This window comes from Hyphomicrobium sp. ghe19 (genome assembly GCF_902712875.1).
Taxonomy (GTDB): Bacteria; Pseudomonadota; Alphaproteobacteria; order Rhizobiales; family Hyphomicrobiaceae; genus Hyphomicrobium_B.
Map to the genome: position 1 here is coordinate 2887590 of NZ_LR743509.1, position 14616 is coordinate 2902205.

14 protein-coding genes are annotated in these 14616 nt (G+C 61.0%); all 14 read right to left on the reverse strand.

Annotation, left to right across the window (positions count from 1 at the left end; all coding sequences use genetic code 11):
- Positions 1-8 precede the first annotated feature (8 nt).
- Positions 9-719, reverse strand: coding sequence for an ABC transporter ATP-binding protein (locus AACL53_RS13835; protein WP_339085115.1), 711 nt, complete (start codon positions 717-719; stop codon positions 9-11).
- A 5-nt stretch (positions 720-724) separates the two neighbouring features.
- Positions 725-1948 (reverse strand): lipoprotein-releasing ABC transporter permease subunit, encoded by a 1224-nt coding sequence (locus AACL53_RS13840; protein WP_339086944.1) that lies wholly within the window; start codon positions 1946-1948, stop codon positions 725-727.
- A 181-nt stretch (positions 1949-2129) separates the two neighbouring features.
- The gene (proS, locus tag AACL53_RS13845; protein ID WP_339085116.1) at positions 2130-3665 is read right to left on the reverse strand and encodes a proline--tRNA ligase; all 1536 of its coding nucleotides are present in this window, start codon (positions 3663-3665) and stop codon (positions 2130-2132) included.
- A gap of 329 nt (positions 3666-3994) precedes the next feature.
- Positions 3995-4219, reverse strand: coding sequence for a DUF1467 family protein (locus AACL53_RS13850; protein WP_339085117.1), 225 nt, complete (start codon positions 4217-4219; stop codon positions 3995-3997).
- Positions 4220-4258: 39 nt separating this feature from the next.
- The gene (gene mce / locus AACL53_RS13855; RefSeq protein ID WP_045835627.1) at positions 4259-4663 is read right to left on the reverse strand and encodes a methylmalonyl-CoA epimerase; all 405 of its coding nucleotides are present in this window, start codon (positions 4661-4663) and stop codon (positions 4259-4261) included.
- Between the two features lie 45 nt (positions 4664-4708).
- Positions 4709-6421, reverse strand: coding sequence for a ribonuclease J (locus tag AACL53_RS13860; protein ID WP_339085118.1), 1713 nt, complete (start codon positions 6419-6421; stop codon positions 4709-4711).
- A complete protein-coding gene (locus AACL53_RS13865) occupies positions 6418-7176 on the reverse strand; it encodes a biotin--[acetyl-CoA-carboxylase] ligase (RefSeq protein WP_339085119.1) in 759 nt (252 codons plus the stop codon). Before AACL53_RS13865 ends, AACL53_RS13860 begins: the two co-directional genes overlap by 4 nt.
- Positions 7177-7178: 2 nt before the next feature.
- The gene (gene nuoN, locus AACL53_RS13870) at positions 7179-8639 is read right to left on the reverse strand and encodes an NADH-quinone oxidoreductase subunit NuoN (protein WP_339085120.1); all 1461 of its coding nucleotides are present in this window, start codon (positions 8637-8639) and stop codon (positions 7179-7181) included.
- Positions 8639-10138 (reverse strand): NADH-quinone oxidoreductase subunit M, encoded by a 1500-nt coding sequence (locus tag AACL53_RS13875; protein ID WP_339085121.1) that lies wholly within the window; start codon positions 10136-10138, stop codon positions 8639-8641. Before AACL53_RS13875 ends, nuoN begins: the two co-directional genes overlap by 1 nt.
- A complete protein-coding gene (gene nuoL, locus AACL53_RS13880; protein ID WP_339085122.1) occupies positions 10135-12093 on the reverse strand; it encodes an NADH-quinone oxidoreductase subunit L in 1959 nt (652 codons plus the stop codon). Before nuoL ends, AACL53_RS13875 begins: the two co-directional genes overlap by 4 nt.
- A 6-nt stretch (positions 12094-12099) precedes the next feature.
- The gene (nuoK, locus tag AACL53_RS13885) at positions 12100-12408 is read right to left on the reverse strand and encodes an NADH-quinone oxidoreductase subunit NuoK (protein ID WP_339085123.1); all 309 of its coding nucleotides are present in this window, start codon (positions 12406-12408) and stop codon (positions 12100-12102) included.
- Positions 12405-13046, reverse strand: a complete 642-nt coding sequence (locus tag AACL53_RS13890; protein WP_339085124.1) for an NADH-quinone oxidoreductase subunit J — start codon at positions 13044-13046, stop codon at positions 12405-12407. Before AACL53_RS13890 ends, nuoK begins: the two co-directional genes overlap by 4 nt.
- 11 nt (positions 13047-13057) lie before the next feature.
- Positions 13058-13546 carry an NADH-quinone oxidoreductase subunit NuoI gene (gene nuoI / locus AACL53_RS13895; protein WP_339085125.1) on the reverse strand — a complete coding sequence of 163 codons (489 nt, stop codon included), beginning with the start codon at positions 13544-13546 and terminating at the stop codon, positions 13058-13060.
- Positions 13543-14613, reverse strand: a complete 1071-nt coding sequence (gene nuoH, locus AACL53_RS13900; protein ID WP_339085126.1) for an NADH-quinone oxidoreductase subunit NuoH — start codon at positions 14611-14613, stop codon at positions 13543-13545. Before nuoH ends, nuoI begins: the two co-directional genes overlap by 4 nt.
- Positions 14614-14616 lie beyond the last annotated feature (3 nt).

Sequence of the window (14616 nt, forward strand, 5' to 3'; positions counted from 1 at the left end):
GAGGATTTTCAGCGCGTTTGTGCCAGAGAGATCTCGACGAGGCGGCCATCATGAACCTGCAGAACGCGGTCCATGCGGCTTGCAAGCTCAAGATTGTGGGTGGCGATCAACGCTGCAACCCCCTGGCGGCGGATGACATCGATCAGCTGACGGAACACGTGTTCGGACGTATGGGGATCGAGGTTGCCGGTCGGCTCATCGGCGAGCAGAAGCCGCGGGCTGTTGGCCAGTCCACGGCAAATTGCGGTGCGCTGCTGCTCGCCGCCCGAAAGTTCCGCGGGACGATGCTCGGCTCGTCCGGCGAGACCGACGGTTGTAAGAAGCTCGCGTGCGTGTTTGTCCGCGGCCTTCCGGCTGGTGCCGAGGATGAGCTGAGGAATGACGACGTTTTCGAGAGCGCTGAATTCCGGCAACAACTGATGAAACTGATAGACGAAGCCGATCTCTTTGCGCCGGAGCTTCGTGCGCTCGGCCTCGGTGAGTGTCGCGCAGTCGTGGCCGTTGATGATGACGCGCCCGCTCGTCGGAGATTCGAGCAATCCCGTTATGTGCAGAAGCGTAGACTTGCCGGCTCCCGAGGGCCCGACGAGCGCCACGGCCTGACCGGGCCATAGAACGGCGTCGACGCCCGATAGAACCGTGATCTCCTTCTCGCCTTGGCGAAAGGATCTCCTGACGTTCTCGAGCTGCAAAATCGGAGCAATGGGTGTGGTGTCCATGGGTCTCACTCGTACCGCAATGCTTCGACTGGATCGAGCTTCGAAGCTTTCCACGACGGGTAGAGCGTGGCGATGACCGACAGCACAAGTGCCATCAAGACGATGCCTCCCGTTTCATGGACATCGATCTCAGCAGGTAACTTCGTCAGATAATAGACGCTCGGATCGAAGACCGTCGTGCCCGATACCCACGATACGAAGTTCTTGATGTTCTCGATGTTCCAGCAGAAGACGACGCCGAGCACCAATCCGGCAAGCGTGCCGACGATGCCGATGGATGCGCCGGTGATCAGGAATATCCGCATCACGGCCCCCTTGGTCGCTCCCATCGTCCGCAGGATGGCGATGTCGCGGCCCTTGTCCTTCACGAGCATCATCAGGCCGGAAATGATGTTCAACGCCGCGACGAGCACGATCAGCGAGAGAATGATAAACATGACGTTTCGTTCGACCGCGAGCACGTTGAAGAACGTCTCATTACGCTGACGCCAATCGTTGATGGTGGTCGACGGCCCCGTCGCATCCTGGATCAGCTTATTATAACGATCGACATCTTCCGGATTGTCGACGACGACCTCGACGACATCGACTTCGCCGTTCTTCGAGAAATATCTCTGGGCTTCGGCGAGCGGCATGAAGATCATCATGCGGTCGTATTCGGACATACCCAATTCGAAAATCGAGGTGACCTGATAGGCTTTAGATCGCGGTGCCGTGCCGAACGGGGTTGCTGCGCCGCGCGGCGAGACGAGCGTCACCGTATCGCCGAGCCCGACGCGCAACTGGTTCGCAAGGCGCACGCCCATCGCGATGCCGGTCTGATTGTCGAAGCCATCGAGCGTGCCGGCGCGGACGTTGCTGGCGACGAGCTTCAGCGATTTCAAATCGTTCTCGCGCACGCCGCGAACCAGACCGCCGAGCGCCTGTGATGTCGATGAGACCATCACCTGGCCTTCGATGACGGGCATCGCCGTCTGGACGCCGGGCACGCGCGAAATCGTGTTGGCGACATCCGTGTAGTCAGTGAAGGGATCGCCGAGCTTCTGGACGATGACGTGGCCGTTAAGGCCCATAATCTTGCCGAACAGATCGTGCCGGAAGCCGTTCATCACCGCCATGACGATGATCAGCGTCGCGACGCCGAGCATGATGCCGAGAAACGAGAACCCGGCAATGACGGAGATGAAGCCTTCCTTCCGCCTAGCGCGCAGATAGCGGCCGGCGATCATCCATTCGAAGGCCGAGAATGGTTTCGTCCCGCTGGACGCCGCCCGTTCTCCGCCGAGTCCAGCCGCCGTTTCGCTGTGCCCTGAAACAGTCATCGTGGCCTCACCGCCGTTACCCCAATCGCGCGCCGCATCGCAGCTCCCTGTGTCGCAGTTAAGGCCGATCGACCGAATTCCAGCCGTTTTAGTATGCGCGTGCGATCAACACGTATTCCTTGGCCGCTTCACCCGTGAAGAGACACGTCCCCGCGACCGCCTCCTGCGCCAGGGGCGCGTTGCGGATGGTGAGCTTCAATGCCTTCAGCCGATCGGCGATGGCGTCGAGTGCTGCGCCTTCCGGGCGCGACCAAGGCACGCGTACCCAGCCCTTGAATGCTCCGGCCTCGTCGTCGCCTTCGGCCGCCGGCCCGAAGTACTCTTCGAGTTCCTTGAACGACTTAATGTTCGTGATGATGTTGCTGTCGAGGCGCGCCTTCGCCTCGCTATAGAGCGTCGACTGAATCTCTTTCAGAAGCGCGGGCGCCTCGGCCACGAAGTCGGCGCGCGGCTTGGTATTGGAGATGACTTTATCGCCGTCGCGCAAGCGGTCGCGGCGCATGAACGTGACGTTGCCGCCGGTGGCATCGCGACCGCCGATCTCGACAATGACGGGCGCGCCACGGCGCACCCAGTTCCAGCGCTTCTCGGCAGATTTCGTCAGTTTCAAATCCACGAGGGTACGGATGCCGGCCGCTTTCAGTTCTTTCTCGAGCGACTTGCAATATTCGATCAGTTCAGCGTCTTCCGGCTTCTCGCGGAGCATCGGCACGATGACGATCTGGCGCGGCGCAATCATGGGCGGCAAGCGCAGGCCGTCATCGTCGCCGTGAGTCATGATCACGCCGCCGATCAGCCGCGTCGAGACACCCCAGCTCGTCGTGTGGCAATGCGTGAGCGCGCCTTGCGCATTCTGGAACTGGATGTTCTGCGCTTCGGCGAAGTGCGTGCCGAGATAATGCGAGGTTCCCGCTTGCAGGGCTTTGCCATCCTGCATCATCGCTTCGATCGAATAGGTATTGTCGGCTCCGGGGAAGCGTTCGTTGGGCGGCTTCTCGCCCGCGACGACGGGCATCGCCAGGACATCTTCCGCGAACGTGCGATAGACCTCGAGCATCTTCAGCGTCTCGGCTACCGCGTCGTCACGGTCGGCATGGGCCGTATGGCCTTCCTGCCAAAGAAATTCGGTCGTGCGCAGGAACAGACGCGTGCGCATTTCCCAACGCACGACGTTGGCCCACTGATTCACAAGGAGCGGCAGGTCGCGATAGCTCTTGATCCAGCGCTGGAACGCGTCGCCGATGATCGTCTCCGACGTCGGGCGCACGATCAGCGGTTCTTCGAGCTTGGCGTCGGGATCGACCACCAGCTTGCCGCCCTCGTTTTTCAGCCGGTGGTGCGTGACGACCGCCATTTCCTTGGCGAACCCCTCGACGTGCTCCGCCTCCTTGGCGAGGAAGCTCATCGGGATGAAGAGCGGGAAATAGCAGTTGTCGTGGCCCGTATCCTTGATGCGGGCATCGAGTTCGGCCTGGATGCGTTCCCAAACGCCCCAGCCCCACGGCTTGATGATCATGCAGCCGCGGACGGGGCTCGTCTCGGCCATGTCGCCGTCGCGAACGATGGCCTGGTACCAATCCGGGAAGTTCTGCTCGCGGGTGACGGAAAGGGCGCGTTTGCTCATCGTGCTACCCCCGGCGCGTGGGATGGATTGCACGGGAAGGCATGTGAAATTCGCATTGCGAGCTCGCTCGTTAAATTCGCGCGGGCGAGCCGCGCCTCAAGTCTCTCGGCAGTCAGGAATTGAGCCCAAGCCGAATAGCCTTTTCATGCTGGCGTTGCAACGGAGCAAAGCCGGCGCGCGAAGGGATCAACCTGCTAAAGACATGCGGCATGGGGCCTGCGAGATCGACAGGGCGCAATAGCGGGTAAGTGCTGGACTGGCAATCGGCGGTCGCGTTGAAGTTGTGGGCATCGATCCCCGGGGATCCCAATGCGAGACCGCGAACGATCTCAGATATTCGCGATCACCGCATAGACACCTGCGAACGTGACGGCCGCGACCACCGTATTGACCCACAGAAGCTTGACGACGTTCATCTTGTGAGGCGCACTTTCAGAAGTACCGGGAATGACGTCGCCCGCCTCCTCCTGAGTTTTCGCAAAGAAGGGCAGCACTGCGAACAGCGTGATGAACCAAAGGCAAAAGAACGTTGCCACCGCTACCGACGTACGCATTACACCGCCCTTTGCTTTCCAGGTTTCGCCAGGGCCTCTTCAGACCTGCTCCAACTCCACGAGGGTGCCGCAGAAGTCCTTCGGATGAAGAAACAGCACGGGCTTTCCGTGTGCACCGATCTTCGGAGTGCCATCGCCAAGCACGCGAGCCCCCTGAGACTTCAACTGGTCGCGCGCCGCGATAATATCATCTACCTCGTAGCATACATGGTGAATCCCACCGTCGGGAGATTTTTCGAGGAATTTCGCGATCGGCGAACCTTCGCCCAGCGGCTCGAGCAGCTCGATCTTGGTGTTTGGAAGCTCGATGAAAACGACGGTAACGCCGTGCTCGGGTTGGACAAGCGGCGGACCCACCTGCGCTCCGAGAGCGTTTTTATAAACGGCCGAGGCCTTTGCGAGATCTTTGACGGCTATGGCGACGTGGTTAAGGCGTCCAATCATGCTCTGGTCTCCAGCACGGCAAGGGCGATCGAATTGTTGCGGCGATTAGTTTCTGCCATCCACCACGGAGACCAGCACTTTGACAACTGGCTTCTTGCCCCAGGCCTCGTTGATGGCGGACCGCACTGCACGGAGCACTGCGTCCTGAACCATGCCGTGGTCGCCGCGCCGCTTCGGCGGAATTGAGCGGAGCGTTCCGTCGATGGCGTCGAGCACGATTTCGCGCATCGATTCGCCGTCACGATCCGCGGCCGGGATGCCCTCGAGGACGACGCCCGGTTCACCAATGATTTCGCCGCGCCGCGATAGCGCCATCGCGACCACCGCTATGCCGACGAACGATAGTTTGCGGCGGCTCTTGACCGGTCCTTCGGCGTCTGGAACGATAAGGTTGCCGTCGCGATAGAGGCGGCCGACCGGCGCTTGATCGATGACGGCTGCGGGCCCCGGCCACAACTTCAAAACGTCTCCGTCGACGATCGTGAACGTTTCGCTGACACCGCACGCGCGAGCGAGCTTCGCGTGCTCCCTTAGATGCCGCGCCTCACCGTGCATCGGAATGGCGATCTTCGGGCGGATCCAACCGTACATATCCTTGAGCTCATCGCGGCGCGGATGACCGGTTACATGCACGAGCGCTTCGCCATCGGTGACGATGTCGACGCCGAGCCGGGCCAGCCCGTTCTGGATGCGCGAAACGGCTTTTTCATTCCCGGGAATGGTGCGCGAGGAGAAGATGACGAGATCGCCCTTGTCGAGCGAGATGTCCGGATGTTCGTCTTCCGCGATGCGCGCCATTGCGGCGCGCGTCTCGCCCTGACTGCCGGTACACAGAACGACGACCTTGTCTCGCGGCAGATCGGAAAACCGCTGCTGGTCGAGATACGTGAAACCCTTCGGCAGGTAACCCGTTTCGATTGCCACCTCGATGATGCGATGAAGCGCCCGGCCGGCGACGACCAGCGTGCGACCCGCAGCATGGCAAGCCGCCGCGATAGACGAAACGCGCGCCACGTTCGACGCGAAGAGCGTGACGGCGACACAGCGCGGCGCGTCGGCGATGAGTTTGTGCAGCGTCTTGGCGACATCAGATTCCGAGGCGGATCGGCCTTCCCGCATCGCGTTCGTCGAATCGCCGACCATCGCGAGGACGCCTTCGTCGCCGAGCGCCTCGAGCCTTCCGGCATCGTGCGGACGACCCACGACCGGGGTCGGATCGAGTTTCCAGTCGCCGGTATGGAAGACGAGACCTGCGGGCGTTCGGATCGCGAGACCATTCGGTTCGGGGATCGAATGCGTCACGCTGACGAATTCAACTTCGAAGGGGCCGGCATTGAAGCGGCCGCTTAGCGGCACTTCCTTGATCGGCAGAGAGAGCGTGCCGCCATATTCGCCGACCTTCGTCTTCAGCATTCCCGCCGTGAAGGGCGTCGCGAAGATCGGGCATTCGAGCGACGGCCAAAGATCGATGATGGCGCCGACGTGATCCTCGTGCGCGTGGGTCAAGACGAGGCCGACGAGGTTTTTGCGTTCGGCAACGATGAAGCGGAGGTCGGGCAGCACGACATCGGCGCCCGGCTCGCTTTCATGCGGGAAGGTTACGCCCAAATCGACCATCAGCCAGGAGCGCGCCCGCGGCGGCCCGAAGCCGTAGAGATAGACGTTCATGCCGATCTCGCCGAGACCGCCGAGCGCCATGAATACGAGTTCGTCTGGTCTGGAATTTCCTGATCGCTGAGGTGGTGCGCGTTCGCTCATGGAGTTCCATCGCGCGCGATCTGACCAACGAGCATGACGTCGCCGTAGCTGATTTCTTTGATGGTGCCCCCAACGTCGGCACGCAGCGCGCCAGTTTCAGAAAGGCCTTGATAGGTTGCAGATAGCTGGCCCGACGCCGTATTTATCGCGATGCGTTCACCGATGGCTCCTGCGCGCTCCATCCACGCCTCACGGATCGCGGCGAAGCCCTCCCCCGCCTGCCAGCGGTCGAGCCAGAACGCGACCCTTTCGGAAAGCATCTCGAGGAAGACGAGCGGCTCGGGAGATTTGCCGTGTTGGCTGAGCGCCGTGACGGCACGACCGAGGCTGTCGGGTGCGCTTATCAAATTCAATCCAAAGCCTAATATTGCTAAAAAACCAGGGCCAGCGCGAACGGAAGTGCTCTCGACCAGAATCCCCCCGGTTTTAGCGCTTCCGACCAAAATGTCGTTCGGCCATTTGAGGCGAAGTTCTGTTCCCGGCGCAAGATCCATTGTGGCGCGAACGGCGTCTATCACCGCAATTCCAGCGAGCAGTGACAATTGGCCCGCCTTTTCCAGCGGGGCATCGGAGCGGAACGCGAGGCTGGCGTGAAGGTTGCCGGTCTCTGATACCCAGGCTCGGCCGGAGCGTCCCCGGCCGGCAGTCTGAGTGTCGGCGATGACCCAGAGGGGAAGTTCCTCGCCGCTCAGGCCGAGACGCATCACGTCGGCGTTCGTCGACGCGGTCTCAGCGAGATGGACGATGCGCGGCATGATTACAGCGGATGGACCGGCACAAGCACCGACGCTGCAGCCGTTGCCGCATCGACCACCACTCCGCCGACGAAGGGCAGAACGAATGCCACAACGAAGGCCGCCGAAAGCGCCATGACTGCAAAGGTCCGGCCTTCAGGCGGCGAAAAGCCCTCAGCCGTCTCGTCGAAGAACATGATCTTCACGACCCGCAGATAATAGTAAGCGCCAACGACGCTCGTTACGACGCCGATGACGGACAGCGGATAGAGCCCCGCCTTGATCGCCGGCAGGAAGACGTACCATTTCGCCCAGAAACCGGCGAGCGGCGGGATACCCGCGAGCGAAAACATCAGAACGGCGAGGATCGTTGCGAACGTGAGGTTCGTTTTCGCGAGGCCCGAAAGGTCGGAGATGTTCTCGACATTGCGGCCATTGCGCTGCATTGCGAGGACACACGCAAACGCGCCGAGTGTCATCGCGACGTAGATCACGAGATAAATGAGTACGCCGGCGGTGCCTTCGGTGTTGTTGGCTGCAAGCCCGATCAGCGCGAAGCCGATGTTGCCGATCGACGAGTAGGCGAGCAGTCGCTTGATATTGTTCTGGCCGATCGCCGCGAAAGAGCCGAGCACCATCGAGGCAATCGCGAGGAAAATGACGATCTGCTGCCACTGGGGCGCGATGCCCGGAAGTGCCGCCTGGGTGAAGCGCAGCAGGAGCGCCATGGCGGCAATCTTCGGTGCGCCGGCGAAGAACGCGGTGACCGGGGTCGGCGCACCCTGGTAGACGTCGGGCGTCCACATGTGGAACGGCACGGCCGCGATTTTGAACGCCAAGCCGACGAGAACGAACACGAGGCCGAAGGTCAGGCCGATGTTCGTCGACATTTCCGGGATCGTTGCTGCGGCTGCGATCGTTGCGTAACTCGTCGAGCCCGTGACACCGTAGAGCATCGAGGCGCCGTAGAGCAGCATGCCCGAGGACAACGCTCCGAGGACGAAATACTTGAGCCCCGCTTCGCTCGATTGCACGTCGTCGCGCTTGAACGCGGCGATGACGTAGAGCGCGAGGGACTGCAGCTCGAGGCCGAGATAGAGCGCGATGAGGTCATTCGCCGAGACCATCATCAGCATGCCGAGGGTCGCGAGCAACACCAGCACCGGATATTCGAACTGCAGAAGCTTGGCGCGGCCGAAGTTATCGAACGTCATCAGCAGCGTCAGCGCGGCGCCGATGAGGATGACGATCTTCAGGAAGCGCGTGAACCCGTCGGAGACGAACGCGCCGCCGAAAACGATGGAGCTGCCGCTGCCCTCGAAAACGGCGATGGCGGCCGCGATCAACACGGCGATTGAAAGCCAGGTGACGGTGCGGCCCGCCGCTTCACCGTTGGATGTAAAGACGCCGAGCATCAGCAGCGAAATGGCGCCGATCGCGAGTATCAGCTCCGGCGCGACGACATATAGGACCGAGCTATCCATTATTGGGTTCCTTGAGGCGCCGCCGATGCGGCCGCCGTCCCCTGGGCGGATTGATAATTCTGCACGAGGTTCTTCACCGATGTCGCCGTCACGTCGAGGACGGGAGACGGATAGACGCCGTAGAAAATGGTGAGGATTACAAGCGGCGCTAGGATTGCGATCTCGCGCGGAGAAAGATCGAGCAAGCTTTTAAGGTTTGCCTTTTCGAGCGCGCCAAAAATGACCCGGCGATAGAGATAGAGCGCGTAAGCTGCCGAAAGAATGATGCCGGTCGTCGCCAGGATCGCGACCCAGGTGTTGGCCTTAAACGCCGCCAGCAGCGTCAAGAATTCGCCGATGAAGCCGCTTGTCCCGGGCAGGCCGACGTTCGCCATCGTGAAGACCATGAAAGCGACGGCGTATTTCGGCATCCGCTCCACGAGGCCGCCATAGGCCGCGATTTCGCGGGTGTGCGTGCGATCGTAGATGACGCCGACACAGAGGAAGAGAGCGGATGAAATGATGCCGTGCGACAGCATCTGAAAGATCGCGCCGTCAACGCCCTGCTGGGTGGCCGTGAAGATACCCATCGTCACGAAGCCCATGTGCGCCACTGAAGAGTAGGCAATGAGCTTCTTGATATCCTCCTGCACGAGCGCGACGAGCGACGTGTAGATGATCGCGACGATCGACAGCGTGAACACCAGTGGCGCGAGATCGGCGGAAGCGTTCGGGAACATCGGCAGCGAGAAGCGCAGGAAGCCATAGCCGCCCATCTTCAAGAGAATGCCGGCGAGAATGACCGACCCCGCAGTCGGCGCCTCAACGTGCGCATCAGGAAGCCAGGTGTGGACGGGCCACATCGGCATCTTCACTGCGAACGACGCAAAGAACGCGATCCATAGCCACCACTGCATATCCGGCGGGAACTTCGTCTGCAGCAGGGTCGGGATGTCGGTCGTTCCGGCGTGCCAGTACATCGCCATCATGGCGAGCAGCATCAGCACCGAGCCGAGCAGCGTGTAGAGGAAGAACTTGAAGCTCGCGTAGACGCGCCGCTTACCGCCCCAAACGCCGATGATGATGAACATCGGAATGAGGCCGCCCTCGAAGAAGAGGTAGAAGAGAACCATATCGAGCGCGCAGAACACGCCGAGCATCAGCGTTTCCAGAACGAGAAACGCGATCATGTATTCCTTGACGCGATCCTGGACCGAAACCCAGCTTGCCAGAATGCAGAGCGGCATCAGGAATGTCGTCAGAATGACGAACAGCATCGAGATGCCGTCGACGCCCATTTTATATTTGAGCGGGCCGAGCCAAGCGTGCTCCTCGACGAACTGGAAGCCCGCCGTGTTCGTGTCGAAGTTGATCCAAATGAGAAGCGAGACGGCGAACGTGACGAGCGTCGTCCAGAGCGCGATCCAGCGCGCGTTGCCCTTGGCTTCCCGGTTGAGCGTCGCGATCAGCAGCGCTCCGACGAGCGGCAGGAATGTCGTGACAGTCAGAATGTTGCTCATTTGAGCACCCCGCCAAAGAGCCCGTTGTAGGTGAGCCATGTCAGGATGGCCGCAACGCCGATCAGCATCGCGAAGGCATAGTGGTACATGTAGCCCGTCTGCAGTTTGACGACGCGATCGGTAACGCGGACGACGCCCGCCGCCGTGCCATCGATGGCGCCGTCGATGACGGCCCCGTCACCGCCCTTCCAAAGGAAGCGGCCGATCGCGAACGCGGGCCGCACGAAGATCAGATTGTAGAGCTCGTCGAAGTACCACTTGTTCAGCAGGAAGAGGTAGAGCGGGCGGAACGCGCGCGCCGTTGCCTCCGGCAGCCAAGGGGCACCGATGTAGTAGACCCAAGCAATCGCAAAGCCCGCGAGCATCGCGATCAACGACGAATAGGGGACCCAACCCGGCACTTCGTGCATTTCGTGCAGGATATGATTGTGCTCGCCGCGGAAGATCGCAGCGCCCCAGAATTCGCTCTGATCATGTCCCATGAAATACGGTGCGAAAACGAGGCCGGCCAGAACGGCTCCGAGCGACAGGACCGCAAGCGGCACCATCATCGTCGGCGGGCTTTCGTGGGCGTGGTCGTAGGTGTGATGGTCGGCGCGCGATTCGCCATAGAACGTCATGAAGATGAGGCGCCAGGAATAGAACGACGTCATCAAGGCCGCGACAACGAGGAGCCAGAAGGCATAGTTGTTCGGCGTGTTGGCGGCATAGGCCGCCTCGATGATGGCGTCCTTCGAATAGAAGCCGGCGAAGCCCGCGAGATGCGGAATGCCGACGCCCGTCAACGCGAGCGTGCCGATGAGCATGGCCGCGAAGGTATACGGGATTTTCTTTCGCAGTCCGCCCATCGCGCGCATATCCTGCTCGTGATGCATTGCGTGAATAACGGAACCGGCGCCGAGGAACAGCAGCGCCTTGAAGAAGGCGTGCGTGAAGAGATGGAAGATGCCCACGCCGTACGCGCCGATGCCGCATGCAACGAACATGTACCCGAGCTGCGAGCACGTCGAATAGGCGATGACGCGCTTGATGTCGTTCTGGACGAGGCCGACGGTCGCCGCGAAGAAGGCGGTAATAGCGCCGATGAACGTCACGACGATGAGCGCATTGGGCGCCAACTCGAAGATCGGCGACAGGCGGGTAACCATGAACACTCCGGCCGTCACCATCGTCGCGGCATGGATGAGCGCGGAGACGGGCGTCGGGCCTTCCATCGCGTCAGGCAACCACGTGTGCAGCAGGAACTGGGCGGACTTGCCCATCGCACCGACGAACAGTAACAGCGAGAGCGTCGTCAGGATATCGACTTCGTAACCAGCAAAGCTGAAGGTCTTGCCGACGGCGCTCGGCGCGGCTGCAAACAGCGCGTCGAGGTTCACCGTGTGAAAGACGAAGAAGAGGCCGAAGACGCCGAGCGAAAATCCGAAGTCGCCGACGCGGTTGACGATGAAAGCCTTGATGGCGGCGGCGTTGGCTTCGGGCTTCTTATACCAGAAGCCGATAAGCAAGTAGGACGCGAGGCCGACGCCTTCCCAGCCGAAGAACATCTGCACGAGGTTGCCGCTCGTGACGAGCATCAACATCGCGAAGGTGAAGAGCGAGAGATACGCGAAGAAGCGCGGCCGCGAGTCGTCCTCGTGCATGTAGCCAATCGAATAGAGGTGCACGAGCGAGGAGACCGTCGTTACGACGACGAGCATGACGGACGTCAGCGTATCGATCTTGAGCGCCCATGAGACGTCGAGCTCGCCCGACGTGATCCAGCGCATCAGGGTGATTTCGCGGGTTTCGTGTCCGAGGCCGACCTGGACGAACACGATCCAGGACAGCACGGCGGCGATCATCAAGAACGCGGTCGTTATGATCTCGCTCGGCCGATCGCCGATGACACGGCCGAACAGCCCGGCAATCAGCGCGCCGGCAAGCGGCAGAAAAACGATGGCGGCGTAAATCATTCCGCCTCACCCCTTCATCATGTTGATGTCTTCGACCGCGATGGAACCGCGGTTGCGGAAGTAGACGACCATGATCGCGAGGCCGATGGCGGATTCGGCCGCGGCGACGGTCAGCACGAAGAGCGCGAAAATCTGCCCGACGAGGTCGCCGTTGAAGTGCGCGAACGCGACGAGGTTGATGTTGACCGCAAGCAGCATCAGCTCGATCGACAGCAGAATGACGATGACGTTCTTCCGGTTCAGGAAGATGCCGAAGATGCCGAGCGTGAAGAGACACGCGGCGACGACCAGATAATGTCCAAGACCGATGGTCATTCCGCAGCCTCCGGATGTTTGGCGGGTGGCGGGATGACCGAGCCGCCGCTCGGGACCTTGACCACTTCGAGGCCCGTCGCCGGTCCGCGCGCGACCTGGGCGCTGATAGACTGGCGCTTGACGCCTTTGCGGTGCTTCAGCGTCAGGACGATGGCGCCGATCATTGCGACGAGCAGAATGAGGCCCGCTCCCTCGAAGTAGTAGACGTACTTCGTATAGAGAATTTCGCCGAGCGCCCGGGTGTTGGTGATGCCCGCCGGCACGGGCGACGACGGGTTCATTACGGGCGAGACCGTGAGACCCTTGTATCCGACGAGCGCGAGAAGCTCCAACAGAACGAGGCCGCCGATCAATGCGCCAATCTTGGCATTCTTGATGAAGCCGGCTTTCAGTTCGGCGAAGTCGACGTCAAGCATCATGACGACGAACAGGAAGAGCACGGAGACCGCGCCGACGTAGACGATGACGAGCAGCATCGCCAGGAATTCGGCGTTGAGCAGGACGAACAGACCCGCAGCGTTGAAGAACGCCAGGATCAGGAACAGGACCGCATGGACGGGGTTCTTCGTCAGAATGACGGATGCGCCCGACGCCACCGCGAGGACCGAGAAAAGATAGAAGAAGAGAGCCGATGCCATCGCCTTGCCTTCTATCGATACTTCGCGTCGAGCGCGATGTTCTTTGCGATTTCGCGTTCCCAGCGGTCGCCGTTCGCGAGCAGCCGGTCCTTGTCGTAGAAAAGTTCTTCGCGCGTTTCGGTCGCGAACTCGAAGTTCGGCCCTTCGACGATGGCGTCGACCGGGCAGGCTTCCTGGCAGAGCCCGCAATAGATGCACTTCGTCATGTCGATGTCGTAGCGAGTCGTGCGGCGCGTACCGTCGTTACGGCGCGGGCCGGCTTCGATTGTGATCGCCTGAGCCGGGCAGATCGCCTCGCAGAGCTTGCAAGCGATGCAGCGCTCTTCACCGTTCGGATAACGGCGGAGCGCATGCTCACCACGGAAGCGCGGCGACAGCGGACCTTTTTCGTAAGGATAGTTCAGCGTCTTCTTGGCTGAGAAGAAGTAACGCATCGTCAAGAAGAACGCCGAAACGAACTCCAAGAGGAAAAGCGATTTTGCTGCGCGCGCTACGCTCATGAGAGGAAGCCTCCGAATTGGAGCACGGCGGCCGTGATGACGACCATGACGAGCGACAACGGCAGGAACACCTTCCAGCCGAGACGCATCAATTGATCGTAGCGATACCGCGGCACCATCGCCTTCACCATGGCAAACATGAAGAAGACGAATACGACTTTGATCAGGAACCAGAAAATGCCCGGGACGGCGTTGAGCGGCCAGATGTCCAGCGGCGGCAGCCAGCCTCCGAGGAACAAGATCGTCGTCATCGCGCACATCGCGACGATCGAGACGTACTCACCGAGCATGTAAAGCAGGTAGGGGGTCGAGGAATATTCGACCATGAAGCCGGCGACGAGTTCGGATTCAGCTTCGACGAGGTCGAACGGCGGCCGGTTCGTCTCGGCGAGCGCCGAGATAAAGAACACGACGAACATCGGAAAGAGCGCGAACCAATGCCAGTCGAGCAGCGAGTTCGTCAGGCCGAGGTGCGTGCCGATCCCGGTCTTTTGCGAGTTGACGACGTCGGTCACGTTGAGAGAGCCGACGCACAGCAGCACGCAGATAATGACGAAGCCGATCGAGACCTCGTAGGAGACCATCTGCGCGGCGGAGCGCAGCGCGCCCATGAACGGATATTTCGAGTTCGACGCCCAGCCGCCCATGATGATGCCGTAGACGCCAAGCGACGAGATCGCGAGCAGGTAAAGAATTCCGACGTTCATGTCGGAAATCACCCAGCGGCCCCAGCTGTTCTCGTTGACCGGGATGACTGCCCATGCGGCCAAGGCACAGGTCGCCGTTACGAGCGGGGCCAACAAGAAGACGACCTTGTCGGAGCCCGACGGGATGATCGGCTCCTTCAGGACGAACTTCAGAAGGTCGGCGAAGGATTGCAAAAGACCGAATGGCCCGACGACGTTCGGACCGCGTCGCATCTGGACTGCGGCCCACACCTTGCGATCCATCAGGAGCAGGAAGGCGATGATGATCAGAAGCACGACCAGCAAGAGCAGCGAAAAGCCGATCAGCACCAGCAGGTTCCAGCCGTAGTCGTTCATGAATGTCTGCAGCGTGTCGAGCATGTT

Excerpts from the sequence above, each read along its gene's own strand:
- nuoL (WP_339085122.1), bottom strand. The coding sequence starts at position 12,093 with ATGATTTACGCCGCCATCGTTTTTCTGCCGCTTGCCGGCGCGCTGATT.
- nuoH (WP_339085126.1), bottom strand. The coding sequence starts at position 14,613 with ATGCTCGACACGCTGCAGACATTCATGAACGACTACGGCTGGAACCTG.
- proS (WP_339085116.1), bottom strand. The coding sequence starts at position 3,665 with ATGAGCAAACGCGCCCTTTCCGTCACCCGCGAGCAGAACTTCCCGGAT.
- AACL53_RS13865 (WP_339085119.1), bottom strand. The coding sequence starts at position 7,176 with ATGCCGCGCATCGTCCATCTCGCTGAGACCGCGTCGACGAACGCCGAC.
- AACL53_RS13840 (WP_339086944.1), bottom strand. The coding sequence starts at position 1,948 with ATGATCGCCGGCCGCTATCTGCGCGCTAGGCGGAAGGAAGGCTTCATC.
- mce (WP_045835627.1), bottom strand. The coding sequence starts at position 4,663 with ATGATTGGACGCCTTAACCACGTCGCCATAGCCGTCAAAGATCTCGCA.
- nuoK (WP_339085123.1), bottom strand. The coding sequence starts at position 12,408 with ATGACCATCGGTCTTGGACATTATCTGGTCGTCGCCGCGTGTCTCTTC.
- nuoI (WP_339085125.1), bottom strand. The coding sequence starts at position 13,546 with ATGAGCGTAGCGCGCGCAGCAAAATCGCTTTTCCTCTTGGAGTTCGTT.
- AACL53_RS13890 (WP_339085124.1), bottom strand. The coding sequence starts at position 13,046 with ATGGCATCGGCTCTCTTCTTCTATCTTTTCTCGGTCCTCGCGGTGGCG.
- AACL53_RS13850 (WP_339085117.1), bottom strand. The coding sequence starts at position 4,219 with ATGCGTACGTCGGTAGCGGTGGCAACGTTCTTTTGCCTTTGGTTCATC.
- AACL53_RS13835 (WP_339085115.1), bottom strand. The coding sequence starts at position 719 with ATGGACACCACACCCATTGCTCCGATTTTGCAGCTCGAGAACGTCAGG.
- nuoN (WP_339085120.1), bottom strand. The coding sequence starts at position 8,639 with ATGGATAGCTCGGTCCTATATGTCGTCGCGCCGGAGCTGATACTCGCG.
- AACL53_RS13875 (WP_339085121.1), bottom strand. The coding sequence starts at position 10,138 with ATGAGCAACATTCTGACTGTCACGACATTCCTGCCGCTCGTCGGAGCG.
- AACL53_RS13860 (WP_339085118.1), bottom strand. The coding sequence starts at position 6,421 with ATGAGCGAACGCGCACCACCTCAGCGATCAGGAAATTCCAGACCAGAC.